The organism is Burkholderia sp. AU19243, from assembly GCF_018148075.1.
Lineage (GTDB): Bacteria > Pseudomonadota > Gammaproteobacteria > Burkholderiales > Burkholderiaceae > Burkholderia > Burkholderia latens_A.
This window is the reverse complement of record NZ_JAGSTV010000009.1, coordinates 1-25,649: the sequence shown is the minus strand read 5'-3', so window position 1 is coordinate 25,649 and position 25,649 is coordinate 1. Positions and strand designations below refer to the sequence as shown.

Here is a 25,649-nt window from a genome sequence, read left to right as displayed (position 1 = left end):
ACGAATGAATGAAGGGTTAACTAAATGAATAACGACGATTTTCAGGTAATGGAACTGGCGAACGGCAAGCCGGTAAAGATGTGGACGCACGGCGTCGTGGTCGAGGACGACGCGCGCACGCAACTGCGCAACACCGCCCAGATGCCGTTCATCTTCAAGCACGTCGCGGTGATGCCGGACGTTCACCTCGGCAAGGGGTCGACGATCGGCAGCGTGATTCCGACGAAAGGCGCGATCATCCCGGCCGCGGTCGGCGTCGACATCGGCTGCGGGATGATGGCCGCGCGCACGACGCTCACGGCAGCGGACCTGCCCGACTCGCTCGGCGGGCTGCGCAGCGCGATCGAACGCGCGGTGCCGCACGGCCGCGCGCCGGGCCGCCGCGATCCGGGAGCCTGGGGCGATCGCACGCCGGCTGCCGTGATCGAAGCGTGGAAGTCGCTGCTGCCGGGCTTCGAGCGAATCGTCGACAAGTATCCGAAGCTGCAGAAGACGAACCACTACACGCATCTCGGCACGCTCGGCACGGGCAACCACTTCATCGAGGTGTGCATCGACGAAGCCGATCGCGTGTGGTTCATGCTGCACAGCGGCTCGCGCGGCGTCGGCAACGCGATCGGCAGCCTGTTCATCGAACTCGCGCAGGCCGACATGCGCCAGCACATCGCGAACCTGCCGGATCGCAACCTCGCGTATTTCACCGAGGGGAGCCGGCACTTCGACGATTACGTCGAAGCCGTGGGCTGGGCGCAGGACTACGCGCGCCGCAACCGGCAGGCGATGATGGACGCGGTGATCGGCGCGGCGCGCGGCGTGATCGCGAAGCCGTTCTCGGTGGATGAGCACGCGGTGAACTGCCACCACAACTACGTGCAGCGCGAACGCCACTTCGGCGAGGACGTGCTCGTGACGCGCAAGGGCGCGGTGTCCGCGCAGAAGGGTCAGTTGGGGATCATTCCGGGCTCGATGGGCGCGAAGAGCTTCATCGTGCGCGGGCTCGGCAACCCGGAGAGCTTCTGTTCGTGCAGCCACGGCGCCGGCCGCTCGATGAGCCGGACGGAAGCGAAGCGCCGCTTCACGGTCGACGACCAGGTGAACGCGACGCGCGGCGTCGAATGCCGGAAGGACGCGGGCGTCGTCGACGAAATCCCGATGGCCTACAAGGACATCGACGCGGTAATGGCGGCGCAGCGCAGTCTCGTCGAAGTGGTGCACACGCTGCGTCAGGTGGTGTGCGTGAAAGGATAGCGCGGGCGCGGCCGAAGGCCGGCCGGTCGCGCACAACGAAATGGAAGGACAACGATGAAAACGGCAACACCATTGAAAGCGGTACGCAGCGCGCACCCGGTCGATCAGGCCGTACGCGCACGCGTGATGACGGAACTCGAAGACGTCGAGCGCCGCCACGATGTGCGCGTGCTGTTCGCGTGCGAATCGGGCAGCCGCGGTTGGGGGTTCGCGTCGCCGGACAGCGACTATGACGTGCGCTTCGTGTACGTGCACCGGCGCGACTGGTACCTACGCGTCGAACCGCAACGCGACGTGATCGAACGGCCGCTCGATGACGAACTCGACGTAAGCGGCTGGGAGCTGCGCAAGGCGCTGCAACTGCTGCACCGGTCGAACCCGACGCTGCTCGAATGGCTCGCGTCGCCGGTCGTCTATCGCGAGGACACCCGCTGGACGCCGCGGCTGCGCTCGCTCGCCACCGCGTTCTTCTCGCCGATGCGCGGACGGCATCACTACCTCGCGATGGCGAAGAAGAACTTTCGCGGTTATCTGCAAGGCGACACGGTGCGATACAAGAAGTACCTGTACGTGCTGCGGCCGCTGCTCGCGGTGCGCTGGATCGACCTGGGGCTCGGGATGCCGCCGATGCGTTTCGCCGATCTGGTCGATGGCACCGTGCACGAGCCGGCAGTGCGCGACGAGCTCGACGCACTGCTCGCGTTGAAGATGCGCGCGAACGAAAGCGAGACCGGCCCGCGCCGGCCCGCAATCCACGCGCTCGTCGAAACGATGCTGGCGGACGCCGAACACGATCGCGACTACAAGCGGCCATGGGGCGATGCGGCCATGCTCGACGCATTCCTGCGCGACGTGGTCGAAGCCCGCTGACGAACGGACGGCGCGATGCCCGCAAGCACCGCGCCGTTTCCATTTCGGCCTTCATCGGGCCTTTCACGTGAACCTTCATCGCGACGGCGGCATACTCGGAGCCGTCCGGCCGCGCCGGCTTCGCATTGCGCGCGTACGATGCACTTGCAATCACGGCGACCGGACGTCCGCCCTCGTCCCGTCATCGCCGATTGCCGACGATCACGATCGGGAATCGTTCCCGCATCCTTCGTCGGCGGAACACGGCATTCCATGCGCCGCGCTCACATAAGCAACCCACCATTCGTTCTAAAGCGCGCCATGGCGTGCTCCTATAATCAGCCGACGATCACAACAACAGACGGAGCACCCATGACCGAACAGGCCTCTTCGAACTGGCGCCTCGAAACCATCGCCGTGCACGGCGGCTATCGCCCCGACCCGACCACGCGCGCGGTCGCGGTGCCGATCTACCAGACCGTTGCGTACGCATTCGACGACACGCAGCACGGCGCGGACCTGTTCGACCTGAAGGTGCAGGGCAACATCTACACGCGGATCATGAACCCGACAACGGACGTGCTCGAGCAGCGGATCGCGGCGCTCGAGGGCGGCATCGGCGCGCTCGCGCTGGCGTCGGGCCAGGCGGCGGTCACGTACGCGATCCAGACGATCGCGGAAGCCGGCGACAACATCGTATCCGCGAGTTCGCTGTACGGCGGCACTTACAACCTGTTCGCGCATACGTTGCCGCAATACGGGATCGCGACGCGCTTCGCCGACCCGCGCGACCCGGCGTCGTTCGAACCGCTGATCGACGCGCGCACGAAGGCGATCTTCGCGGAATCGGTCGGCAACCCGCTCGGCAACGTGACCGACATCGCCGCGCTCGCGGACATCGCGCATCGCCACGGCATCCCGCTGATCGTCGACAACACGGTGCCGTCGCCGTACCTGCTGCGCCCGTTCGAACACGGCGCCGACATCGTCGTGCACTCGCTGACAAAGTATCTCGGCGGCCACGGCACGAGTCTCGGCGGCGCAATCGTCGATTCCGGCAAGTTCCCGTGGGCCCAGCATGCGGATCGCTTCAAGCGGCTCAACGAGCCCGACGTCAGTTATCACGGCGTCGTCTATACGGAAGCGTTCGGGCCGGCCGCGTATATCGGCCGCGCACGCGTCGTGCCGCTGCGCAACATGGGTGCGGCGATCTCGCCGTTCAACGCGTTCCAGATCCTGCAGGGCATCGAGACGCTCGCGCTGCGCGTCGAGCGCATCAGCGACAACGCGCTGAAGATCGCGCAGCATCTCGCGCGCCACGAGCACGTCGAGTGGGTGAGTTACGCGGGACTGCCCGATCACCCAGATCATCCGCTCGTTGCGCGCTATCTGTCGGGCCGTGCGCCCGGCATCCTGACGTTCGGCGTGAGAGGCGGCCGCGACGGCGGTGCGAAGTTCCAGGACGCGCTGAAGCTGTTCACGCGGCTCGTCAACATCGGCGACACGAAATCGCTCGCGACGCATCCGGCGTCGACGACCCACCGCCAGCTGTCGCCGGCCGAGCTCGCGAAGGCCGGCGTGAAGGAGGAAACGGTACGGCTGTCGATCGGCATCGAGCATATCGACGACCTGCTCGCCGACCTCGATCAGGCGCTCGCGCAGGTGTGAATCGACGCAGGCGCGCCGGGATTGGCCCGAACGCCTGCGCCCTCTGTCGCGACTTCGACAGCTCCAGGGTGCTCGGCACGACAACGTACCGTCGTGCGAGATCCCGCCTCGGTGGTCAAGCAATCAGACGGTTTCAGCCAGCGCGCGGCGTGATCGCCGCACCGCAGGAAGATGAGGTTCAGACACGCCCGCACTTCGTGCGCCGGCGCTGCGCGAGCCAGTCCAGCAGTTGCCGCCCGTCGCGCCCGCCGAACCATCGCGCATGCCCGATCAGATAGCCGTCGTACGCGACTTCGACGATGTCCGGCGCATCGACGGTGCAACCGAAATACGCGACCTCGGACAACGCGAATTCCGTATGCACGATCGGCAGCATCTCGACCAGCGCCGCATATGCGTGGTCGCCGAGCGGTTCGATCGATTCATAGCCGTCGAGCAAAGCGTCGATCTGCTCGTATTCGACACGGCGCGCATCCGCCGGCGCCAACCAGTCGATCGTATTGCGTTCGATCGCGAGCGCGACATCCATCACCGCGCACGTGCGATCCGACAACCCGAAATCGAGCACGGTCCGCACCTGCGCGCCGGGCCCGGCGTCGGTCCACAGCAGGTTCGACGCATGCCAGTCGCCGTGTGTCCACAGCGGCGGCAGCGCGGGCAGCAGCGGCACGAGACGCGCGTGATACGGGCCGATCGCCTCCGCGACATCGCCGCGCCAGTCGCGCGCGCCGAGCGCGCGAATCAGCAATGGCTGCACATCGACCCAGCGTTCGAGCGCGCCCGCGAGATCGGCCGACGACAGCACGCGGAAACTCGACAACAGCGTACGCACGGGTCGCGCCGGCGCGTCGTAACCGGCCGACGCACGATGCAGTGCGGCCAATGCGCGGCCGGCCGCGTACGCATGTGACGGATGCGCGAACGGCTTCCACGACATCACGCCGCGATACGCGTCCACGCCCGGCGCGACCACGTGCACCTCATAGGTCCAGTCGCCGGACGCGAATGCAGTCGCGCCGTCGCGCGCAGAGAGCACGTCCGCCACCGGCACGCCGCGTTCGCGCAGATGCGCGATGAAGCGATGCTCCTCCTCGAGCGCGGCAACGTCGCGCAGGCTCGCGTGATGACGCTTGACGAACAATGCGCGCTCATCGTCGGTGCGCACCAGCACGGCCGCGGAAAATGGCCGCGGGCTGTGCCACGTGAGCCGTGCCGGCGCACCGACGCCATCGATCCGCGCGAGCACGCCGGCGACTTCGTCGCGCGTCATCAGCGGCCAGTCGCGTTCGGTCTGCTCGCCGTCGACGCCGAACTGCGGCGGCGCGACGTCCCGCGTGTCGGCGGCGTCGCGCGCTGTACGCGCATCCGGCTCCAGTGGAAATGACATGACCGACGTTGCTCCGTAGTGATTCGATCCGTGGCGCGGGCCGCCGATCAGCCGGCGGCGCTCGCCGTTGCGCGCAGCGCATTGGCCGTGCGGCTCCAGTCGCGCCAGCCGATGACGGCCAGTGCGATGAACAGCGCATAGAGCCCGGCCGTCAGATACAGCGCCTTGAACACGAACATCCCCACGTACACGACGTTCACGACGATCCACAACCCCCACGATGCGATGTAGCGCCGCGCGGTCCAGTATTGCGCGACGAGGCTGAACGCGGTCAGCGACGCATCGACGAACGGCAGCGCCGCGTCGGTCCAGCGCGCCATCATCCCGCCGAGCAGCGCGCTGCCGATCACGGCCGCGACGAGGTCCGGCAGCATCTGCCGCGGCCGCACGCCGGTAACGGGCGCGACGTCGCCCTGCGGCGCTGCGCCGCCGTTCGCTTCGAGCGTGCGCTGCGCGATCCAGCGCCGCCAGCCGTACACCTGCAGCACCGCGAACGCGCCCTGCAGCAGCATGTCCGAATACAGCTTCGCGTCGAAGAAGATCCAGCCGTACAGCGCGACCGACGCGAGCCCGACCGGCCAGCACAGCATGCGCCGCTTGGCGGTCAGCCAGATCGCGAATGCGCTGACGATCACGCCGGCGATTTCGATTGGGGACATCGTCAGGGCTCTCCTGGTTGGCTGCCGGAGCCGCGCGTCACGCGGCAAGATCCGGACGGTCAGAAATCATAGGTCAACGATACGCGCGCGGTGCGCGGCGCGCCCGGAAACAGGTATGCGTCGCCCTGCTGCTCGCCCGCATCGCGCCAGTAAAACTTGTTGAACAGGTTGTCCACCGACACGCGCAGCACCGTGCGGTGGCCGCCGATCTTCGTCGTATAGCGCGCGCCGAGATTGAACACGAACCACGACGGCACGCGCGCCGTGCCTTCTTCGTTCGCGTTGCGCGCCCCGCTGTACTCGACGCCGCCGAGCACGTTCAGGCCGGCGACGCCCGGCACCGCGTAATCCGCGTACAACGACGCGCGCAGCGCCGGCACATTGATGATCTGGTGCCCTTCGTACGCCGGCGAGCCCGAATCGTAGGCGCGCGCGCGAATCGCCGCGACGCTGGCCGTCAGCCCGAGCCGCTCGGTCACGCGCCCGGCCGCGCCGAGCTCGATCCCCTGGTGGCGCTGCGTGCCGCGCTGCACGAACGTATAGCTCGCGCCCGACGCATCGGGATCGGCGAACTGGAACGGCTTGCTGATCGAGAACACGGCGGCCGTCAGACTCAAGCGGTCGAGCCAGTCGTATTTCGCGCCAAGCTCGAACTGGCGGGATTCGACCGGCGGCAGGAACGCATACGCGTTGGTCGCGCGCACCGGCGCCTGGTCGCCGAGCGACAGCGCCTTGCTGTACGACGCATACAGTGACAGCGCGTTCACCGGCTTGTAGACGAGCGCGACTTGCGGCAGGAACACCGAGCGGTCGGTGTGCGTCGCGTCGCCGTCGAGGCTGCTCCAGCTGCGCTGGCGCAGCAGCACCTCCTTGCCGCCCGCGAGCACCTGCCAGTGCTCGCCGATGCTGATGCGGTCGAGCCCGAACACGCCGTACTGCCACGCGTCGAGCCGCGGATACGACGGCCCCGGCGTATTCGGCGACGGCGCGAACGCGACGTCGGGACCGTAAATGTTCTCGCTGCCGACGTAGTCGTACACGGCGTCGGCCATGTGCACGACGCGGCGCTGCACGCTCACGCCCAGCGTCAGCTCGTGGCGCAGCGGGCCCGTTGCGAACCTGCCGGTCGTCACGGCACGCAGATCGTCGTTGCGGCGGTATTCGCCGGGGCTGCGGAAGTCGTACACGTCGTAGTCGCCGTTCGCGCCGAAGAAAAACGGCGACGTCGCGCCGGCCGCGCAGCTCGCCGCGTAATAGCAGCCATACGCGAACGCGCTGTTGTCGTCGATCATCGTCCGGCTGCGGCCGGCGGCGACATAGGCCTTCCAGTCGTCGTTGAACTGATAGTCGAAGCGCGCGTTCAGGTTCAGCGCGTCGGTCGTCACCGGTTTCGCCCACGGCTGCGTGCCGAGCGCCTTCGACGTCGTTTTCACCGACGGCACGACCGTGCCGCCGAGCAGCTGGTAGCCGGGCGCGGAGCGCTGGATCCACTGCTGGAATTCCGCGTTGAGCTGCAGGCTCGCGCGCGGGCTGATGTCCCAATCGGCGGCGATCGACCCGAACGTGCGCCGCCCGTTCGTGCCATCGATATACGAGTGCATGTTCTCCTTCGCCGCATTGATCCGGAACCCGAACTGATGATCGGGCCCGAAGCGGCGGCCGAGATCGACGGCCGCCGACGTGGAACCGCGGCTGTCGACGCCGGTCGTCACGCTCGCGACGTTCGCCGAGCGCTTGGTCACGAAGTTGACCACGCCGCCCGGCGCGACCACGCCGCTGTCGATACCCGCGAGCCCCTTCAGGATCTCGATCCGCTCCTTGTTTTCCAGCGGCACGTTTTGCTCGCCGGACACGGTCAACCCGTCGATCCGGATCGCGCTCGCGAGATCGACCGGGAAGCCGCGGATCGCGAACCCTTCGAAATAGCCAACTGGAGCATACGCGTTGACGACCGATGCATCGTTGCGCACCACGTCGCTCAAGCGCTTCGCCTGCTGATCGTCGAGCTGCGCGCGCGTAACCACGCTGACGGATGCCGGCGTGTCGCGCAGCGGCGCGTCGTCGAGCCCCGCGACCGACGCTTCACGCACGCGAAACGTGCTGCCGCGTGCGCCGCTGACCGTGATCGTCGGCAACGTCGCGCTGCCGGCCGCATCGGCGGCCGGCGCGGCCGGCGCGTCGCCCGGTGCTGCGGCCGCGTGCGCCGCGAAAAGCGTGATGCCGAGACCGACACCAAGCCGGGCCTTCGTGCGCCGCCGCCGTGCGCGCGCCGCTGTTGTTCTGTTCACCGTCATCGTTCTGGATGGAAAACTCGCCACTCGTCCCTGTCGAAACACTCGAAATACGTGATGCGCACCCGTTACGCCGACGCACGGGCGCTCCCCGCACACACGCGTCAGCACGACGTTCATCGGACGAATCGAGCGACCGGCCGCATGCGTGCCGATCGTTCGGAAAAGCGCGGAATGGAACCTCGAATCAACGCGATGCGTCGGGCGCCGACGCGGCCGTCGATCCATCGTGAGCCGGATGCCTGTCGGGTCGCGGCGGCGTCGCCGTGCTGTCGTGCGGGGGGCGCATCAGACGCCCCGCTTCGGTCGGCGGGCAGCTGCGTGCGCCGTTCACCGAGATGGCCGCATGCTCGTTGCGCGCGACATTTGGGGCGTGGCGCGCATTTTACCCCGGGCGGGGTCCGGGTCTGGAGAATCGGATGGCGCGCGCCACGACCAAGAAAAGCAGCACGTCGTGCGCCCGCGTGCCGCACCGTGCTCGCGCGTCGGCCGCTCGCCCGTCACCGGTCGAGCACGAGCGGCTCTACGGCCCCTTCGGCGGGCCGCGCGACGCACAGCAGCGCGCAGCCGGGTGCGACGTCGGCGTCGTGAGGCTGCACGTAATCGACCGCACCGGCGAGCACGCGCGTCGCACACGCACCGCACGACCCCGACCGGCATTCGGACGGCACCGCAACGCCCTGGCCTTCCGCGAATTCGAGCAGCGTGCCGTCCGCGGGCGTCCACGCGGCGTCGCGCGCGGTGCGGCGGAACACGACGGGCACGCTCGCCGGCGGCCGCGCATCTGCCGCATGGTTCCCGCTGCGGACAACGCTCGACGGGCCGAACGACTCGAAGCGGATCCGTTCGTCCGGCACGTTCAGCGCGCGCAATCCGCCGTACAGGTCGCGCATGAACGCAGCCGGCCCGCACAGGTAGAAGTCGTAGTCGTCGAACGGCAGAATGCGCTTCAGTTGCGCGATGTCGACGCGGCCGGCCCGCGCGGTGCCGTCGCGCTGCGGCCGGCTGTCGAACCAGTGCAGCGACACGCGCGCGTCGGCGTCCGCGACGCGCGTCAATTCCGTCGCGAACGCCCGGTCGGCCGGCTCGCGCGCGCCGTGCACGAACACGACGCGGCGCGAAGGCGTGTCGTCGGCGAGCGCGCGGCGCAGCATCGCGATCATCGGCGTGATGCCGATGCCGGCCGACACCAGCACGGCAGGGCGCGGGCTCGCAACGTCGAACGTGAAGCGGCCGCGCGGCATCTGCGCATCGAGCGTCATCCCGGCTCGCGCATGGTCGTGCAGCCAGCGCGACACGCGCCCTTCGCGCTTCACGGTGATCCGGTAATGCGACGCGCCGGGCGCATCGGACAGCGTGTAGCTGCGAATCGTCGGCGCATCGCTGTCCGGCAGCGCGACGCGCAGCGTCAAATGCTGTCCGGCTTCGTACGACGGCAACACGCCGCCATCTGCCGGTTCGAAATGAAACGAGCGAATCGCACGCGCTTCGTCGACAATCTTCGCGATGCGCAGCGGGCGCCATGTGGCAGGCGAGCCCGACGCCGGCGCCGGTTCCGGTGCGGATGCCGATCCGGATGCAGGCTCCGCTGCAGACTGGGAAACCGGTGCGGATACGAGCGGCGGTGACGCCGATACTCCGCCCCCGCCCGCGCTCGCCGCGCCCGTCCTCCCCGCGAACTGCGGCGCCCGCTCGACCGCCGACCACCGAAACGGCAGCACGCCGCGCGCACGCCGTACTTCACGCACATGAAACCGCACGACCCGCTGCGCGCCGTCGAACGACGCGACGAGCGGGCCGTCCCAAACGATCTCCGCCCGCGCGGCGACATACAGCAGGTCGCCGCTGTCGAAATCGACGAACAGCAACCCGGCGCGCGGATCGTGCTGCAGGTTGCCGAGCGTATTGAAAAAGCGGTTGCCGCTGAAATCCGGCGTCGTCAGCGTGTGTGCGTCTTCGACGCGCACGAAGCCCGGCATTCCGCCGCGATGCGACACGTCCGCACCGCGGGCGGCGCCAGCAGCGTCCGACGTGTTCGCGCTCGCGACGAAGAACGTGTCGGCATGCGCAAGCAGCACGCGATCCGCGTCGTTCAGCCGATCCGACACGTCGACGTCGACGTGGACCGCGGCGGCGCCGTCGCGCGGGACGAACGCCGGCTTGCGCGCCTGGATGTACTTCGCGCAGTTGCCGAAGCTCTGCTCGACCGCGATCGTCAGCGCGCGGCCATCGACCGCGCGCACGACGCCGTTCACCCGGTTGCGCCGGCGCGTATCGAACTCGATGCCCAGCCCGCCGAGCGGCGCGCCGGGCTGCCATGCGCCGGCAAGCGGATCGCCGGGCAGCGGGTCGCCGTCGATGCGCAGCGTGCGCGCGTCCGGCGTCGTCACGAAGCCGGGCGTCCCGACCCGCAGCGTCGCCCACGGCTGGCCGCCTGCATCGACGCCGCCGAGCACGAAAAACGGCAGCTGCGCGAAAAACGTCCGGTGCTGCTCCGGCATGAAGCGCCGAATCCCGCGCCGGCCGGCCGCGCTCGCGGCTTCGGTCACGCCCGCGCGCTGCTGCACGGCGAGCTCGCCCGCATGAAACGGCGCGTCGTCGAGCTCCCAGCCCGGTACGGCAACGGTCGGCACGGTCACGATGTTCTCCCGGTAAAGACGCGGCGTCAGGCCGCGAGCAAGCCGGCGCGCGTCGACGGCATCGCGACGAAGCCCGGCAGCGCCTCGACGCGTGCGAGCCACGCGCGCACGTGCGGATACGGTTCGAGCGACACGCCGCCTTCCGGCGCATGCGCGATGTACGTGTATGCGGCGATGTCGGCGACCGTCGGTCGCGCGCCCGCCGCGAACGGCTTGCCCGCGAGCTCGCCGTCGATCACGCCGAGCACCTTCGCGGCCGTGCGCTTGGCCGCGTCGTGATCGAGCGATGCGTGAAACACGGTGACGAGCCGCGCGGCCGCGGGCCCCGACGCGATCGGCCCCGCCGCGTACGACAGCCAGCGCTGCACGGTCGCGGCGCCGACGGCATCGTCGGGCAGCCAGTGCGCGTCGCCGTAGCGCTTCGCGAGATACACGAGGATCGCATTGGAATCGGCGAGCACGGTGCCGTCGTCGTCGATCACCGGCACCTGGCCGAGCGGGTTGAGCGCAAGAAACGCCGGATCGCGCTGCGCGCCGGCCGCGAGGTCGACGTCGACGATCTCGAACGGCAACCCGAGCAGCGACAGGAACAGCCGGACACGATGCGCGTGCCCCGACAGCGGAAACGAATAGACGCGAACCGGACGGGCGGGCTTGCTGGCTGCGGACATGGAAATGGCTCCTGGATCTCGCGGCGCCGGGAATCGGCGACGAACGGCCCCAGCGTAGCGCTCGCCGTTCGCATCCAGAAGACGGATAATGACTGAAACATTATCCGCTTTCATAGGACAATCACGATGGCCGATCTGCGGGACGTGAACCTGAACCGGCTGGCGATCTTCGTCGCCGTGGTCGATGCCGGCTCGTTGACGGCGGCCGCCGAACGGCTCGGTCTCGCGAAAACGGTGGTCAGCACGCACATGCAGCGTCTCGAATCCGAAGTCGGCGCGAACCTGCTGGTGCGCACCACCCGGCGACTGAGCGTGACCGATGCGGGCCGCGTGTTCTACGATGCGTGCCGCGACATCGTGCGGGCGACCGAATCGGCGCTGGACGCCGTCTCATCCGATGCGGGGCCGCTGCGGGGCACGCTGCGCGTGAGCGTGCCGATCGACTACGGCGCGCTGGTCGTCGCGCCGGCCATCGTCGCGCTGCGCGAAGCGCATCCGGGGCTCGACGTCGAGCTGATCGCGAACGATCGTATCGCCGATCTCGTCGCGGACAATCTCGACGTCGCGATCCGCATCGGCCGGCTCGCGGATTCGAACTATCGCGCGGCGCAGCTCGGCGAATACGAGAAGTGGGTCGTCGCGAGTCCCGCGTTCGTCGCGCGGCACGGGCTGCCGCGCGAACCCGATGCGCTCGCCGCGCTGCCGTTCGTGATGCTGTCGACGCTGTCGCGCCCGCATACGCTCGAACTCCATCACGCGAGCGGCGCGCATGCGTCGGTGCGCTGCGTCGCGCCGATCGTGTCCAACACCGCGACCGCCTGCCGTGCGATCGCGCTCGCGGGCGGCGGCTTCGGGCTGCTGACGGATTTCTCGATCGCCGACGATCTCGCAACCGGCCGGCTCGTGCGGCTGCTGCCCGCGTGGCGGTCGGCGCGCGCCGGGATTCACGCGGTGTATCCGCCGACACGGCTGCCGTCGCCGAAGGTGCGCGCGTTCATCGACGCGATGAAGGCAACGATCGTCGCAACCCGGCCGGCCGCCCCGTCGCCGACGACGCGGCCGAAGCGCTCGGCACGGTAGGCAGCCGGCGGCCGGATCGATCCAGCCGTGGCTCGCCTGCCGGGTCGCCATCGCGACGTTGGCGCGACGATGCATTCTCCGCCGGCGCTTGCCGCTCAACGAGGCCGTTCCTCGTGCGAACCCGGTCTCATGCCGCGCCGGCCGCACACCGCACATGGCCGCGCACCTAGCGCGCTTCGCGCAACGTCCCGAGCAGCACTTTCCTGCAACTCGCGATCATCTGCGCCTCCGGATCGCGATACCCGGTCAGCAACCAAGCGGCGCCGACGTTCGTCATCGCGCCGACGAGCGCGAGCCCGACGAGCCGCTGCTCGGTCCGCTCCGCGGGCGTTACGGCCTCACGCGTCGCGCCGATCGCCATGATCAGCTTGCCGAAGTCGATCAGCATCCGCTGGTACGTCGTGTCGGTATCCGCACTCACGCCCATTACCTCGAGCAGCAGCACACGCGCCGCGCACGGATCGCGCAGGAATGCGAAGAACGCCGCGAGCCCCGCGTCGACGCTTTCGCTCAGATCGCCGCCGCGCTCGGCCACCGCGCGTGCGACCGCGTCGTGCAGGCGCTGCGCATGATGCAGGTACGTGCAGCGCAGCAGATCCTCGGTGCTGTCGAACGCCGCATAGAAATAGCGGTCGTTGAGCTTCGCTTCGTGGCAAATCGCCCGCACGGTCGCCTTGCGAAAGCCGACCGTGCCGAACACCTGCGTCGCCGCGCGGATCAGCGCGTCGCGCCGCTCCGCCGCCCGCACTTCGGGCGCGACACCGCCGTATGCGCGGCCCCGTTTTTCCGTTTCGAGTGCTTTCTCCATTTCGCTATTTGACATCAGGACATGCGAAAACTAAAGTGGTGACGAACAACACCACAATAGAAGCGCTGCCGGTATGGCGCAAGCGGAACGGGAGGGACAACCGATGAAGGGTTTTTCCGGCAAGGTCGCCGCGATCACGGGCGCCGGTTCGGGCATGGGCCGCAGCCTCGCGGTCGAACTCGCACGGCGCGGCTGCGAAGTCGCGCTCGCCGACGTCAACGATGTCGGGCTCGCCGGCACGGCGGCCGCTTGCGCGGCGTACGGCGTGCGCACGAGCACGCGCCGGCTCGATGTCGCCGATCGCGACGCGGTGTTCGCGTGGGCCGACTTCGTGCGTGCCGAACATCGCAAGGTCAACCTGATCTTCAACAACGCGGGCGTGTCGCTGGCCGCGAGCGCGGAGACCGCGAGCCTCGCCGATCTCGAATGGATCGTCGGCATCAATTTCTGGGGTGTCGTGCACGGCACGCAGGCGTTCCTGCCGCATCTGCGTGCGTCCGGCGACGGGCACGTGATCAACACGTCGAGCCTGTTCGGGCTCATCGCGATGCCGACGCAGAGCGCGTACAACGCGACCAAGTTCGCGGTGCGCGGCTTCACCGAGGCGTTGCGGATGGAACTCGAGCTCGACGGCGCACCAGTCAGCGCGACGTGTGTGCATCCGGGCGGCGTGGCCACCAACATCGTCGACGCCAGCCGCGTCGACACCAGCATCCATGCGCTGACTGGCCAGGACGAAGCGACCCACCGCCGCCAGGCGAACCGGATGATCGATGCGACCACCGCCGACGACGCCGCGCGGCAGATCCTCGCGGGCGTCGAGCGCAATGCGCGGCGGGTGCTGGTCGGCGCCGATGCGCGCCGTCTCGACAAGCTCGCGCGCCTGCTCGGCGCCGGCTACCAGCGGCTGGTGCTACGCCACGTGCGCCGCGCCCGTGCACGCAACCTCCGCCGGAACGAAGCGCCGCCGGCAGGACGCGCGCCCGCGCCGTCGGCGCTCTCGACCCACTCCGGCAAGGATTGCGCATGACATCGACGACGACCGACCGGCGCGACGCGCCGCCCGCCTGCGGCGACGACCGCGACCTCGACGTGCTGATCGTCGGCGCCGGCTTGTCCGGCATCGGCGCCGCGTATCACCTGCAAAAGCGTTGCCCGTACGCGAGCGTCGCGATCGTCGAGGCGCGCGATGCGATCGGCGGCACCTGGGACCTGTTCCGCTACCCGGGCGTCCGTTCGGATTCCGACATGTTCACGCTCGGCTACAGCTTCCGCCCGTGGCACAGTGACAACGCGATCTCGGACGGCCAGACGATCCTCGACTACATCCGGGACACCGCGCGCGCGTACGGCATCGACAAGACGATCCGCTACGGGCAGAAAGTGGTTGCCGCCGACTGGGATTCGCATCGCGCGCGCTGGACGGTGCGCGTCGAACGCACGCGCGACGGCGCGGTCGACACGCTCGTCTACACGTGCCGCTTCCTGTACATGTGCAGCGGCTATTACGACTACGACGGCGGCTATCTGCCCGACTGGGCCGGGATGGAAACGTTCGAAGGCCGGATCGTGCATCCGCAACAATGGCCGAAGGACCTGTCGTACGCGAACAGGCGCGTCGTCGTGATCGGCAGCGGCGCGACGGCCGTCACGCTCGTGCCGTCGATGGCGGCGGATGCGAAGCACGTGACGATGCTGCAGCGCTCGCCGACCTACATCGTGTCGCTGCCCGCGCGCGACAGGATCGCGAACGCGCTGCGCCGCGTGCTGCCGTCGCGGCTCGCGCACCGGGTCGTGCGCGTGAAGAACGTGCTGCTGACGATGTACCTGTACAACGTGTCGCGCCGCAAGCCCGAGCGCACGAAGCGGTTCATCATTCGCGCGGCCGGCAAGCAGCTCGGGCCCGACTTCGACGTCGCGAAGCACCTGACGCCGCGCTACATGCCATGGGACCAGCGCGTATGCCTGGTGCCGAACGGCGACCTGTTCAAGTCGATTCGGGCGGGCCGCGCATCGATCGTCACCGACGAGATCGAACGCTTCACGCCGACCGGCCTGAAGCTGAAGAGCGGCGAGCAACTCGATGCGGACGTGATCGTCACCGCGACAGGGCTGAAGGTGAAGATGCTCGGCGGCGCGCGCGTCACGGTGGACGGCCGCGCGGTCGACCTGCCGCAGACGGTGTCCTATAAAGGCATGATGTACAGCGACGTGCCGAACCTCGCATCGTCGTTCGGCTACACGAACGCGTCGTGGACGCTCAAGGCCGAGCTGATCGCGCGCTACGTGTGCCGGCTGCTGAACCACATGCGCGCGCACGGTTACGACACGTGCGTGCCGCGGCTCGGCGCCGGCGATCTCGGCGACGTGCCGGCAGTGAACCTGAGCTCGGGCTACATCCAGCGCGCGGCCGGCATTCTGCCGAAGCAGGGGCACCGCAAGCCATGGAAGTTCCACCAGAACTACGTGCTGGATCTGGCGTCGCTGAAGTTCAGCGGGCTCCAGGATTCCGCGATGCAGTTCGAACGCCGCGCGAAAGCCGGCCCGGCCGCCGCGCCGGTTGCCGAACCCGTACTCGAAACCCGTTGAGGCCGACATGAGCCATACGCTTCATCTGATCCAGAACGTGCTGCTCGGCGCGGTCGCGCTGCTCGCTGCGCTCGCGCTGTTTTCCGGTTACGTCGCGCACCGCGTGACGCGCGCGTTTCCGCCGGAAGGCCGCTTCGTCGACGTCGGCGGCGATCGCATCCACTACGTCGAGTACGGCAGCGGATCGCCGATCGTGTTCGTGCACGGGCTCGCCGGCCAGTGGCGCAATTTCGCGTACCTGCCGCTCACGCGGCTCGCGCAGCACCATCGCGTGATCTTCGTCGACCGCCCCGGCGCAGGCCGTTCGCTGCGCGGCGCCGATTCGCAGGCCAACGTGTTCGCGCAGGCCCGCACGATCGCCGCGTTCATCGATGCGCTGAAGCTCGATCGCCCGGTGCTCGTCGGCCACTCGCTGGGCGGCGCGATCGCGCTCGCGGTCGGTCTGAACCATCCGGAGCACGTAAGCCGGCTCGCGCTGATTGCGCCGCTGTCGCACGAGCAAACCGAACCGCCCGCGCCGTTCAAGCCGCTGATGCTGCCGTCGCCGCTCGTGCGCCGCTTCGTGTCGTGGACCTTCGCGATCCCGCTGACGATCCTGACCGGCCGCGGCGCCGTGCGGCAGGTGTTCGCGCCGGAAGCCGTGCCGCGCGACTTCCCGGTGAAGGGCGGCGGGCTGCTCGGGTTGCGCCCGCAGGTGTTCTACGCGACCGCGACGGACTTGCTGTCGGCGCCCGTCGACCTGCCCGCGATGGAACGGCGCTACGCGGAACTCGCGCTGCCGGTCGACGTGCTGTACGGCCGCGCCGATCCGATCCTGAACTGGCGCACGCACGGCGACGCGCTCGCGCAGAAATCGGCGCGCGTGCGGCTGAAGGTCGTCGAAGGCGGCCACATGCTGCCGGTCACGATGCCGGACGCGACCGCAGACTGGCTGCTCGAAGTCGCCGCCGCGCCGGTTGACGGCGCCCCGCAGCCGGTGCGCCTCGCGTAGGTCGCGGCAGCAACGCGAAGGCTGATTCCGCGCCGGACAACGACCGCGGCGACGACATCAGGCCTCGTCGTCGGGCGCGGACAGCCCAAGCTCCGAGATCACGTCGCGGGCGCTGCGGAATGCTTCGACCGCGGCCGGCGCGCCCGCATACAGCGCGCTGTGCAGCAATACCTCGCGGATCTCGACGAGGGTCGCGCCGTTGTTGAGCGCGCCGCGAATATGCCCTTTCAGCTCCGTGCCGCGGCCGAGCGCGGCCAGCATCGCGCACGTGCAGAGGCTGCGCGTCTTCAGGTCGATCCCGCCGCGCTGCCAGGTGCTGCCCCATGCATGCTCGTTCAGCCAGTTCTGCAGCGGACGTGAGAAACCGTCGAGATCGCGCATCGCGCGCTCGACGAATGCATCGCCCATGACCTCGGCGCGTCGCGCCTTCCCGCGTTCCCTGTCCTGTTCGCTCATGTCGATGTCCTGTTCGATCGTGTGATGGAAGTCGTGACCGCTTCGGTACGGCCTCGATAACCGGTTGGGGTTCGCGTCATGTTCGCGGCGCGCGGGCGTTTCGTCAAAGACGGCGCGCTCGGATCGCCGGCGCCAGCGCGAACGCTACGTAACATCCCGCCGTGCGTTACGGCGCCTTGCGGGAACATCGCGGCATCCGCCGGCGGCGCGACTGCCGCACCACCCGCGTCAAACCGCCATTCCTCCGTTTAAATCGCGCCGATCTTCCCGATTCCCGCAACAAAGCGCCGTCGCGTCGCGGGAAAAATGCCATGGCGCGAAATTTGCAGTAATCGCCCCGGACACAACTTTCAATGTCGAGGGCACCATGCACCATTACTTCAAGAAAACAACGGTATCGCTGGCCGTCATGTCGCTCGTCACACTGTATGGCTGCGGCTCGGTCGACGGTCCGGTGACGCCGATCAAGCCGAGTACGTCGGGGACTTCGGGTACGTCAGGGACGTCGGGCACTTCCGGCGGCTCGGGGAACGTTTCGACATCCGGCGGCGGCAGTTCGGGGACGTCCGGCGGCGGCTCGTCGGGGACGTCGGGGGGTGGATCTTCGGGGAGTTCCGGTACTTCGGGTACTTCGGGCACCTCCGGTACTTCCGGCACCTCGGGCACCTCGGGCACCTCGGGTACTTCGGGCACTTCGGGCACTTCGGGCACTTCGGGCACTTCGGGCACTTCGGGCACTTCGGGCACTTCGGGCACTTCGGGCACTTCGGGCACTTCGGGCACTTCGGGCACCTCCGGTACTTCCGGCACGTCGGGCACTTCGGGCACCTCCGGTACTTCCGGCACCTCGGGCACCTCGGGCACTTCGGGCACCTCCGGTACTTCCGGCACCTCGGGCACCTCGGGCACTTCGGGCACTTCGGGCACTTCGGGCACTTCGGGCACCTCCGGTACTTCCGGCACCTCGGGCACCTCGGGCACCTCGGGCACTTCGGGCACTTCGGGCACCTCCGGTACTTCCGGCACCTCGGGCACCTCGGGCACCTCGGGCACCTCGGGTACCTCGGGCACCTCGGGCACCTCGGGCACCTCGGGCACCTCGGGCACTTCGGGCACTTCGGGCACCTCGGGCACCTCGGGCACGTCGGGCACCTCCGGTACTTCCGGCACCTCGGGCACCTCCGGCACCGGCGTCACCCCGCTGGGCAACGTCCTTCAGCAAACCGGCACGCTCGTCACCAGCCTCGGCACGGTAGTCGCGAACGGCGGCTCGCAGATCGGCGGCGTGCAGATTCCCGGCACGAACCCGACGACGGCCACGAGCGTCGGCAACGCGGTCACGAGCCTCGGCAACGGCGTGCAGTCGCTCGGCAACGGCGTCGCGGCCGGCCTCGGCTCGATCGGCGTATCGCCGAACCCGCTCGGCCCGACGCTCACGTCGACCACCGGCCTGCTGACCGGCGCCGGCGGCGCCGTCAACAACCTCGGCAATGCGGTGACGAGCCTCGGCACCGGTCCGCTCGCACCGCTCGCGCCGGCGACGACGCTGGTCGGCAGCCTCGTCAACACGGTCGGCACCGCGGTCAACTCGACGGCATCGGCGCTGAACACCGCGCTGAACAGCGCGCCGGTGCAGCAGCTCGAAACGCAGCTCGGCAGCGTGATCAACCCGATCACGAACACGCTGACCGGCGGTGTCACGACGCCGGGCGCCACGCAAACGCTCGGCAACGCCACGCTGCTCGGCGCGCCGCTGAGCGGCCTGCTGGGCACGCTCGGCAGCGGCCTCGGCCTCGCCGGTACGCAGGTTGGCGGCGCCACCGGCAACCCGGTCGGCACGAGCCTCGGCAGCACCGTATCGCAGCTCGGCAACACCGTCTCATCGACCGGCGGCCTGCTGTCCAGCGGCAGCTCCAGCAGCGGCACCAACCCGCTCGCACCGATCACCGGCCTGCTCGGCACGCTCACGGGCGGGCTCGGCGGCGGCAGCAGCTCGAGCGGCTCGGGCGGCACCAGCGGCACCAGCGGAACGAGCGGCACCAGCGGCGGTCCGCTCGCGCCGATCACCGGCCTGCTCGGCACGGTGACCGGTGCGCTCGGCGGCCTCGGTTCGAGCGGTACGGGCGGCACCAGCGGGACCAGCGGTACGAGTGGCACCAGCGGCTCGGGCGTCGGCGGCCTGCTCGCGCCGGTTACCGGCCTCGTCAACGCGTTGACGCCGCTTGGCGCAAGCCTGACCGGCACGGTCACGACGCCGGGCGGCAGCCTGACCGGCAATCTCGGCGGTGCGCTGACGAGCGGTCCGGTCGGCACGCTGACGGGTTCGCTGACCTCTGCGGCCGGCTCGCTCGGCGCTGTCGGCACGGCCAGCCCGGGCGGTGCGGCCGGCACGGTGACGACGCCGTCCGGCAGCGGCACCGTGGCCGCGGGCCTGACCGGCAGCTCGACCGGTGCCGCGGGCAGCACGACCAACCTGCTCGCGCCGGTGACGAATCTGCTCGGCGGCCTGCTCGGCGGCACGATCCCCAAGAAGTAACGCTTCACGTATCACAACCACAGGCCAATGGCCGGGCACATACCAAATCGAAGCCTGGCCGACGGCCGGCGCCACCCGCCAAGCGGGGGCGCCGGCCATCATCCCGACGAGGATCTGATCATGAACTCCGCCATCGACGGCATCGCCGCGGTCCAGCACCGCCCGCCCCCTTCCGCCACGCCATTCCGCGCCGGTCTGCTCGGCATCGCGGCCGGCCTGTTCGCACTGTGGATCACGCGCGACCAGCCGGGCGTCGACGCCGCCGCGCGCGCGGTCATCGCCAGCCTCGCGATCATCGGCACGATCGCGCTGCACGAAATCTTCATCTCGCGCGTCTACCTGCGGCCGAGCGCGGGCCTGTCACGGCAGGCCGTGCGCCCGCTCGGGCTCGCCCGCGTCGCGACGCGGCTGGGCGCACTGACGTCGATCTACGCCGGCATCGGCGCGATCTACTGGCTGCTGCCCGAATATCACGGCGCGTTCTACCTGCCGTTCTGGTCGCTGCTGCGCTCGCTCGCGCCGTATGTGATCGTCGCCGCGCCGTTCTACTTTGCGTGGATGGATCGTCACCAGCGCGAAACCGACGACGCGTACCTGTTATGGGGGCGCTACCTGTTCCGCCGCGAAAAGCCGGCGAGCTGGCAGCCCGTGCGCGAGATGCTCGCCGGCTGGGGCGTGAAGGCGTTCTTCCTGCCGCTGATGACCGTGTACCTGTCGAAGGACGCAGACCATCTGAGCGCGTCCCTGGCCAACGCGATGCATGCGCCGATGACGCTCGCGACCTTCGTGTTCCTGTACGACCTGTCGTTCACGATGGACCTGATGTTCGGCACCGTCGGCTATCTGTGCACGTTCCGGATTCTCGACAGCCACGTGCGCACCGTCGAGCCGACCACGCTCGGCTGGGTCGCCGCGCTGATGTGCTATCAGCCGTTCTGGTCGCTGATCTCGAACAACTACATCCGCTACGAAGGCTCGCTGTTCTGGGACAACTGGCTGCTGTCCGCGCCGACGCTGCGCGTCATCTGGGGTGCGGCGATCATCGTGCTGCTGATGACGTACGCGCTGTCGACGATCTCGTTCGGGTTGCGTTTCTCGAACCTGACGAATCGCGGCATCATCACGTCCGGCCCGTATCGCTTCACGAAGCATCCCGCATACATCACGAAGAACCTGTCGTACTGGATGGTGTCGGTGCCGTTCGTCGAGCCGCTCGGCTGGCAGGTCGGGCTGATGCACTGCGCGGGGCTCGTCGCGGTCAACCTGATCTACTACATACGCGCGAAGACCGAAGAACGCCATTTGATGCGCGATCCCGACTATCGCGCATACGCGGAGTGGATCGCGCAGCACGGGGTGTTCGCGCGGATCAGGCATGCGTTCGGAGGGCGACAGGCGGCGTGACGCAGCCGGCGGCCAGTCGGCCGCTCGCTCGCGTCGCGGGCGACGCCGGCCCGGCATGCACGGCCGCCGCGCTTTGAGCGGCGGCGACGCGCATACGATGACGCGCCGCCCGGTTCTGCGCCGAACGATGCGCAGTGTCGCCCATCCGCCATTGCAACAAGCCGCCTCGTGCGGCCTATTGTCGCGAAACACGCCGATTCCTCGCGTTTCGTCGCTTTTCTCCCGCAGCCCGGTTGCCTGACCGGAACCCCTCGCGTATGGTGCTGACCGTCCGCGAGCGCGCGTCGCCCGGACCTTCGACCGTCGTTCCGTGCGACGGCCGCGCGGGCCGTGCCCGCCATCACCGTCTCTGCGGCGCAACTCGTGCAGCGCCGCGCGTTCTTGAGGAGAGAGGCGTGATCCACAAAGTCGTGATCCTGTTCGCACTCTGCATCGCGGGCCTCGCCGCGATCGCCGCCGGTTTCCAGCACATCCCCGGCTGATTCGCGGCCCCGGCTCGTTCGCCGAGCCCGGGGGCCGCTTCCATTTCTTTCCCCTGTTGCGATGAACTCCTTTCTCGATGCGCCCGGGACGGGCGCCTTTTGCCATGCGTATCGACGTACAGCATTGCCAGCACGACATCGACGATGAACTCGACACGCTCTACGCGCGTCTGCACGAGCCAGGCCACCGCCTGCACCACCTGCCGGCGATCGCGCTCGGCGGCGCCGGCCTGTTCGTCCGCCACCGCGAAGCGGACGGCGAATTCTTTCTTTACGTCGAAGACCGGGCCGCGCGCCAGCTCGCCGGCTACATGGTATTCAACCGGCTGCCCGAACTGCCGCGCCGCGCGGACCGCTACCTGCGCGCACCGCATACGCGGCTGCGCGGATCCGCGCAACGCAGGGGCCTCGCGACGACGCTGTATCGATGGGGACTCGACGCGGGCCTGTGCCTGATCAGCGGCGCGCGGCAGTCGGTCGGCGCGGCGCGGCTGTGGACGGCGCTCGCAGGCGATTACCGGCATGGCTTCGTCGACGTCGAAGACCGCGCGCTGCGCTATCTCGGCGAAACCGTTGCCGACGACGTGCACGGTGCGCTGCATACGCGCCGGCTCTTGCTCGGCAACGGATGGACGTTTGGCGAGCTGGCACGCGCCACCGGGATGACCGGCGTCGATGAAGCGGGATGTGAGCACGCGCAGCGTCCACCGGACGGTCGCGCAGCGCATCGCCCGCGCGACGCGGCCAACGCGCGCCACGCACCGCGCATACCGGTGCGATAATCGCCCGGTTCCGCGCGCCGCCGCGCCAGCCAACCGCCGCCCCACCCCTCGATGGCCACCGAACCCAGAACCGATTGCACGCACCGCATCGAGATCGTCGCGTTGTGCGGCAGCCTGCGTGCGCAGTCGTACAACGCGGCGCTGCTGGATGCGGCCGCGCGCGTCGTACCGCGCGGCATGCGCATCGCGCGCTTCGATCGCCTGGGCGAACTTCCGCTGTTCAACCCTGATACCGAATATCCGTCGCCGGACGCGGTGCGCGACCTGATCGATCGGCTGAACGCCGCCGATGGCGTGCTGATCGCGAGCCCGGAATACGCGCACGGCGTGACGGGCGTGATGAAGAACGCGCTGGACTGGGTGGTGGGATCGGAAGCGGTCGTGTACAAACCGGTCGCGGTGTTGAACGCATCGCCGCGCGCAACGCATGCGGACGCCGCGCTGCGGGAGACGCTGTCGGTGATGTCCGCGTGCATCGTCGAGCCCGCGTCGATCCCGCTGCCGACATTGCCGCACATCCGCCGTTCGCGTCGGCGCTGCGCGACGCGTTGCACGCATTGCGCGCGGCGATCGGCGAACGGCCGGCCAGGCGCTAGACGAAGGACGCCGCGCGCGAACGCGTGCGTCATCGTGCGTCACGCAGCTATCGCGCGTTGGCGCGCGTGGCCTTCTTCGCCGGCTTCGACGCCTTCGCGGCTTTCGCGCGCGGCGCCTCCTTCTCCGGCTGCGCGGCGCCGCCGGCGAGATCCTCGAGCCACGCCAGCGCATCGACATACGACAGGAACTGCTGAAGGTATTCCGGCGACAACTCGCGCATCGTCGCGAGCGACCGGTGCACGAGGCTGTTCGAATTGAGCGGCCCCGCGTTGCGCGGCACCTGGTCGAGCGACTGCCGGTACTGCTGTTCGGTTCGCACCTTCGACCACGTCGTGCGGAAGTAGTCGATGAGTTCGGGATCGATCCCGCGCCGGTCGGCCTGCGCGTCGCGTGCGATTTGCGCGACGAGCTCGCCAAGGCGGCTGCGCGCCGGCCGCACCGCCTGCGCCGCGTCCGTCGCTTCGGCAGCGCGCGCGACGATGTCCGCATACGCGTCAAGCAGCATCGCGAGCCGCGCATCGAGCAGCGCGCGCGCATCGCCATCGAGCGCGGCCGTGCGCTTCTCGAGCGCGTCGAGCCGATGGAAGCGCACGGGATCAAGCCGGTCGGCGCCCTGCGCGCGCCACGCGTCGAGCGTCGCGCGCACGTGCGTCGCGTCGTCGGTCACTTCGCTTTCCCCCCGTTCGACGCGGCCTTGCGCGGCACCGGCGCGATCTCGACGCGACGGTTCTTCGCGCGGCCTTCATCGTCGGCATTCGAGCTGACCGGCTGCTCGGAGCCGAACGCGGCCGCGAACACCGAGTGTGCGGGCACGCCCGCATCGATCAGCGTGCGCGTGACCGTCAGCGCGCGCTTGGCCGACAGTTCCCAGTTGTCCGCGAACAGGCGGTTGCCGGCGCGCACCTGCTGGTCGTCGGCGAAGCCGCTGATCATCAAGATCTCGTCGCGCGTGTTCAGGTATGCGGCAAGCGGGCCGGCAAGCGTCTTCAGCAGATCGCGGCCGTCGGGTTGCAACTGATCGGAGTTCAACGCGAACAGCACGTTGCCGCTGATGCCGATGCGACCGTTCACGAGCGTCACGCGGCCGGCGGCGAGCGGGCCGGCGAGCGCCTTCTCCAGCGACTCGCGCTGTTGCGCCTCCAGTTGCCGGGCGCGCACGGCTTCCTCGAGCTTCGACGTGAGCTGCAACTGCATGCCGATCACGCCAACGAGAATCAGCACGAATGCGCCGAGCAGCACCGACATCAGGTCGGCAAACGCGGGCCATACCGGCGCGGCGGGAGCGCCGTCGTCGATTTCGTCGTGCATGCGTTACGCTCCGACCGATGCGCGCCGACCGGCGAGATGCTGCAGGTCTTCGACGATCTGCTTCTGCGACATCATGCTGAGGTCGATGACCTCGCGCGCCTGCGCGACGTAATACTCCAGTTGCTCGTCGCTGCGTGCGAGCGACTTCTCGAGCGCGGCCTCGATGCGCTGCAGGTGGGTGAGCAGCTTGTCGTTCGATTCGCCGAACACCTGCACGGCCGCGCCGAATGCGTCGCCAAGGCTGGCGACCTCGACCGCGCCCGCAGCGACCTGCGCGGCAACCGAATCGAGCTTGCGCGTTTCGGCATCGACGGTGTCGTTGAAGCGTGCACCGACGCGATCGAGCAGGTCGGCCGACGTGCTCACCAGCGCGTCGATTGCGGCGCGCTGTTCGGTCGACGCGTGGTTGACCGCGCCGAGCAGCGTTTCGAGCGTCGCGAGCAGGCGGCTGCGCTCGTCGAGCATCGCGGTGTCGCGCACCATGCTGTCGGACAGGCGCTGACGCAGTTCGGCGACGACGTCGGCCGCGGCCTTCGGCGCTTCCGATGCAGCCTGCACGAGGCGCGAGATCTCGTTGATCGTGTCGCTTGCGTGCACTTGCGCCTGCGCGGTGATCGCGTTCGCGGTGCGGGTCAGCGTGTCGCAGATGTCCTGCTGGCGCGCGGCGGCCTGCGCGCTCGTCTGCGCCCACTCGTCGCGCAGCGCGGCGGCCATCGCCGCAAGCGATTCGTTCCAAGCGGACAAGCGTGCTTCGTCGCGCGCGGCGAGTTGCGTTTGCAGCCCCGTGTGCGAATCGCGGATCGTCGACAGCAGCTCGTTCGAGCGTTGTTCGAACGTGGACGCTTGTGCAGCGAGATCGCGCGTCGTTTGTGCAAGCGCGTCGCAGATCTGCTGCTGACGGCCGGCGCTGTGCGCGCCTGCGCGCTGCCATTCGTCCCCGAGCTTCGCCGCCATCGCCGCAAGCGATTCGTTCCACGCGGACAAGCGTGCTTCGTCGCGCGCGGCGAGTTGCGTTTGCAGCCCCGTGTGCGAATCGCGGATCGTCGACAGCAGCTCGTTCGAGCGTTGTTCGAACGCGGACGCTTGTGCAGCGAGATCGCGCGTCGTTTGTGCAAGCGCGTCGCAGATCTGCTGCTGACGGCCGGCGCTGTGCGCGCCTGCGCGCTGCCATTCGTCCCCGAGCTTCGCCGCCATCGCCGCAAGC

At 69.0% G+C, this 25,649-nt stretch carries 20 protein-coding genes and 2 pseudogenes; 12 read left to right on the top strand and 10 right to left on the bottom strand.

All coding sequences use genetic code 11. The features are described from left to right. Window positions 1-24: 24 nt before the first annotated feature. From KDW55_RS17935 to KDW55_RS17925, 3 genes are all read left to right on the top strand, one after another. The gene (locus tag KDW55_RS17935) at window positions 25-1,248 is read left to right on the top strand and encodes an RtcB family protein (RefSeq protein WP_212160505.1); all 1,224 of its coding nucleotides are present in this window, start codon (window positions 25-27) and stop codon (window positions 1,246-1,248) included. Between the two features lie 54 nt (window positions 1,249-1,302). After that, entirely contained in the window at window positions 1,303-2,118 is an 816-nt protein-coding gene (locus tag KDW55_RS17930; RefSeq protein WP_040139220.1) for a nucleotidyltransferase domain-containing protein, read from the top strand. A 351-nt stretch (window positions 2,119-2,469) separates the two neighbouring features. Beyond that, a complete protein-coding gene (locus tag KDW55_RS17925; protein ID WP_209822236.1) occupies window positions 2,470-3,765 on the top strand; it encodes an aminotransferase class I/II-fold pyridoxal phosphate-dependent enzyme in 1,296 nt (431 codons plus the stop codon). 178 nt (window positions 3,766-3,943) lie between these two features. Here KDW55_RS17925 and KDW55_RS17920 read toward each other — a convergent pair whose 3' ends face one another. The 5 genes from KDW55_RS17920 to KDW55_RS17900 form a co-directional block, all read right to left on the bottom strand. Continuing rightward, on the bottom strand, window positions 3,944-5,152 hold the full coding sequence (locus KDW55_RS17920) for a phosphotransferase (RefSeq protein WP_212160506.1): 1,209 nt from the start codon (window positions 5,150-5,152) through the stop codon (window positions 3,944-3,946). Between the two features lie 47 nt (window positions 5,153-5,199). Next, entirely contained in the window at window positions 5,200-5,811 is a 612-nt protein-coding gene (gene pnuC / locus KDW55_RS17915; protein ID WP_212160508.1) for a nicotinamide riboside transporter PnuC, read from the bottom strand. A 59-nt stretch (window positions 5,812-5,870) separates the two neighbouring features. Then, window positions 5,871-8,105 carry a TonB-dependent siderophore receptor gene (locus KDW55_RS17910; RefSeq protein WP_212160509.1) on the bottom strand — a complete coding sequence of 745 codons (2,235 nt, stop codon included), beginning with the start codon at window positions 8,103-8,105 and terminating at the stop codon, window positions 5,871-5,873. 497 nt (window positions 8,106-8,602) lie between these two features. After that, the gene (locus tag KDW55_RS17905; protein ID WP_212198010.1) at window positions 8,603-10,741 is read right to left on the bottom strand and encodes a pyridoxamine 5'-phosphate oxidase family protein; all 2,139 of its coding nucleotides are present in this window, start codon (window positions 10,739-10,741) and stop codon (window positions 8,603-8,605) included. A 26-nt stretch (window positions 10,742-10,767) separates the two neighbouring features. Next, the gene (locus tag KDW55_RS17900; protein ID WP_069242654.1) at window positions 10,768-11,412 is read right to left on the bottom strand and encodes a glutathione S-transferase; all 645 of its coding nucleotides are present in this window, start codon (window positions 11,410-11,412) and stop codon (window positions 10,768-10,770) included. Between the two features lie 126 nt (window positions 11,413-11,538). On the opposite strand from KDW55_RS17900, the gene KDW55_RS17895 reads away from it, so the two are divergent. Then, the gene (locus tag KDW55_RS17895) at window positions 11,539-12,492 is read left to right on the top strand and encodes a LysR family transcriptional regulator (protein ID WP_040139213.1); all 954 of its coding nucleotides are present in this window, start codon (window positions 11,539-11,541) and stop codon (window positions 12,490-12,492) included. Window positions 12,493-12,658: 166 nt separating this feature from the next. On the opposite strand, the gene KDW55_RS17890 is transcribed toward KDW55_RS17895, so the two are convergent. After that, window positions 12,659-13,315, bottom strand: coding sequence for a TetR/AcrR family transcriptional regulator (locus KDW55_RS17890; protein ID WP_209822231.1), 657 nt, complete (start codon window positions 13,313-13,315; stop codon window positions 12,659-12,661). 88 nt (window positions 13,316-13,403) lie between these two features. On the opposite strand from KDW55_RS17890, the gene KDW55_RS17885 reads away from it, so the two are divergent. The 3 genes from KDW55_RS17885 to KDW55_RS17875 are packed head-to-tail and all read left to right on the top strand — an operon-like array spanning window position 13,404 to window position 16,880. Beyond that, a complete protein-coding gene (locus KDW55_RS17885) occupies window positions 13,404-14,330 on the top strand; it encodes an SDR family NAD(P)-dependent oxidoreductase (protein WP_069242652.1) in 927 nt (308 codons plus the stop codon). After that, a complete protein-coding gene (locus KDW55_RS17880; RefSeq protein ID WP_212160510.1) occupies window positions 14,327-15,889 on the top strand; it encodes an NAD(P)/FAD-dependent oxidoreductase in 1,563 nt (520 codons plus the stop codon). The genes KDW55_RS17885 and KDW55_RS17880 overlap by 4 nt, the downstream gene beginning before the upstream one ends. A gap of 7 nt (window positions 15,890-15,896) precedes the next feature. Further along, entirely contained in the window at window positions 15,897-16,880 is a 984-nt protein-coding gene (locus KDW55_RS17875; RefSeq protein WP_040139209.1) for an alpha/beta hydrolase, read from the top strand. Window positions 16,881-16,937: 57 nt separating this feature from the next. Here KDW55_RS17875 and KDW55_RS17870 read toward each other — a convergent pair whose 3' ends face one another. Beyond that, entirely contained in the window at window positions 16,938-17,336 is a 399-nt protein-coding gene (locus tag KDW55_RS17870) for a carboxymuconolactone decarboxylase family protein (RefSeq protein WP_040140957.1), read from the bottom strand. 367 nt (window positions 17,337-17,703) lie between these two features. Between KDW55_RS17870 and KDW55_RS17865 the strand changes: the two genes are divergently transcribed. The 5 genes and pseudogenes from KDW55_RS17865 to KDW55_RS17845 all read left to right on the top strand — a co-directional run bounded on the left by KDW55_RS17865 (window position 17,704) and on the right by KDW55_RS17845 (window position 23,136). Then, on the top strand, window positions 17,704-19,872 hold the full coding sequence (locus tag KDW55_RS17865; RefSeq protein ID WP_212198009.1) for a collagen-like triple helix repeat-containing protein: 2,169 nt from the start codon (window positions 17,704-17,706) through the stop codon (window positions 19,870-19,872). A gap of 120 nt (window positions 19,873-19,992) precedes the next feature. Beyond that, window positions 19,993-21,276 (top strand): isoprenylcysteine carboxylmethyltransferase family protein, encoded by a 1,284-nt coding sequence (locus KDW55_RS17860; RefSeq protein WP_212160513.1) that lies wholly within the window; start codon window positions 19,993-19,995, stop codon window positions 21,274-21,276. Window positions 21,277-21,533: 257 nt separating this feature from the next. After that, window positions 21,534-21,758, top strand: coding sequence for a hypothetical protein (locus KDW55_RS17855; protein ID WP_209822226.1), 225 nt, complete (start codon window positions 21,534-21,536; stop codon window positions 21,756-21,758). 104 nt (window positions 21,759-21,862) lie between these two features. After that, on the top strand, window positions 21,863-22,540 hold the full coding sequence (locus KDW55_RS17850) for a histone acetyltransferase (protein WP_212160514.1): 678 nt from the start codon (window positions 21,863-21,865) through the stop codon (window positions 22,538-22,540). Window positions 22,541-22,591: 51 nt separating this feature from the next. Further along, window positions 22,592-23,136 (top strand): annotated as a pseudogene (locus KDW55_RS17845) (NADPH-dependent FMN reductase). Between the two features lie 47 nt (window positions 23,137-23,183). Here the strand turns inward: KDW55_RS17845 and KDW55_RS17840 are convergent. The 3 genes and pseudogenes from KDW55_RS17840 to KDW55_RS17830 all read right to left on the bottom strand — a co-directional run. Further along, window positions 23,184-23,804: a DUF2894 domain-containing protein gene (locus tag KDW55_RS17840; protein WP_069242644.1), complete on the bottom strand. Its 621-nt coding sequence runs from the start codon at window positions 23,802-23,804 to the stop codon at window positions 23,184-23,186. Next, window positions 23,801-24,445 carry an OmpA family protein gene (locus KDW55_RS17835; protein ID WP_040139204.1) on the bottom strand — a complete coding sequence of 215 codons (645 nt, stop codon included), beginning with the start codon at window positions 24,443-24,445 and terminating at the stop codon, window positions 23,801-23,803. Before KDW55_RS17835 ends, KDW55_RS17840 begins: the two co-directional genes overlap by 4 nt. Before the next feature lie 3 nt (window positions 24,446-24,448). Further along, window positions 24,449-25,649: pseudogene (locus KDW55_RS17830) on the bottom strand (DUF802 domain-containing protein); the annotation flags it as partial.

Excerpts from the sequence above, each read along its gene's own strand:
- KDW55_RS17935 (WP_212160505.1), top strand. The coding sequence starts at position 25 with ATGAATAACGACGATTTTCAGGTAATGGAACTGGCGAACGGCAAGCCG.
- KDW55_RS17930 (WP_040139220.1), top strand. The coding sequence starts at position 1,303 with ATGAAAACGGCAACACCATTGAAAGCGGTACGCAGCGCGCACCCGGTC.
- KDW55_RS17925 (WP_209822236.1), top strand. The coding sequence starts at position 2,470 with ATGACCGAACAGGCCTCTTCGAACTGGCGCCTCGAAACCATCGCCGTG.
- KDW55_RS17920 (WP_212160506.1), bottom strand. The coding sequence starts at position 5,152 with ATGTCATTTCCACTGGAGCCGGATGCGCGTACAGCGCGCGACGCCGCC.
- pnuC (WP_212160508.1), bottom strand. The coding sequence starts at position 5,811 with ATGTCCCCAATCGAAATCGCCGGCGTGATCGTCAGCGCATTCGCGATC.
- KDW55_RS17910 (WP_212160509.1), bottom strand. The coding sequence starts at position 8,105 with ATGACGGTGAACAGAACAACAGCGGCGCGCGCACGGCGGCGGCGCACG.
- KDW55_RS17900 (WP_069242654.1), bottom strand. The coding sequence starts at position 11,412 with ATGTCCGCAGCCAGCAAGCCCGCCCGTCCGGTTCGCGTCTATTCGTTT.
- KDW55_RS17895 (WP_040139213.1), top strand. The coding sequence starts at position 11,539 with ATGGCCGATCTGCGGGACGTGAACCTGAACCGGCTGGCGATCTTCGTC.
- KDW55_RS17890 (WP_209822231.1), bottom strand. The coding sequence starts at position 13,315 with ATGTCAAATAGCGAAATGGAGAAAGCACTCGAAACGGAAAAACGGGGC.
- KDW55_RS17885 (WP_069242652.1), top strand. The coding sequence starts at position 13,404 with ATGAAGGGTTTTTCCGGCAAGGTCGCCGCGATCACGGGCGCCGGTTCG.
- KDW55_RS17880 (WP_212160510.1), top strand. The coding sequence starts at position 14,327 with ATGACATCGACGACGACCGACCGGCGCGACGCGCCGCCCGCCTGCGGC.
- KDW55_RS17875 (WP_040139209.1), top strand. The coding sequence starts at position 15,897 with ATGAGCCATACGCTTCATCTGATCCAGAACGTGCTGCTCGGCGCGGTC.
- KDW55_RS17870 (WP_040140957.1), bottom strand. The coding sequence starts at position 17,336 with ATGAGCGAACAGGACAGGGAACGCGGGAAGGCGCGACGCGCCGAGGTC.
- KDW55_RS17865 (WP_212198009.1), top strand. The coding sequence starts at position 17,704 with ATGCACCATTACTTCAAGAAAACAACGGTATCGCTGGCCGTCATGTCG.
- KDW55_RS17860 (WP_212160513.1), top strand. The coding sequence starts at position 19,993 with ATGAACTCCGCCATCGACGGCATCGCCGCGGTCCAGCACCGCCCGCCC.
- KDW55_RS17855 (WP_209822226.1), top strand. The coding sequence starts at position 21,534 with ATGGTGCTGACCGTCCGCGAGCGCGCGTCGCCCGGACCTTCGACCGTC.
- KDW55_RS17850 (WP_212160514.1), top strand. The coding sequence starts at position 21,863 with ATGCGTATCGACGTACAGCATTGCCAGCACGACATCGACGATGAACTC.
- KDW55_RS17835 (WP_040139204.1), bottom strand. The coding sequence starts at position 24,445 with ATGCACGACGAAATCGACGACGGCGCTCCCGCCGCGCCGGTATGGCCC.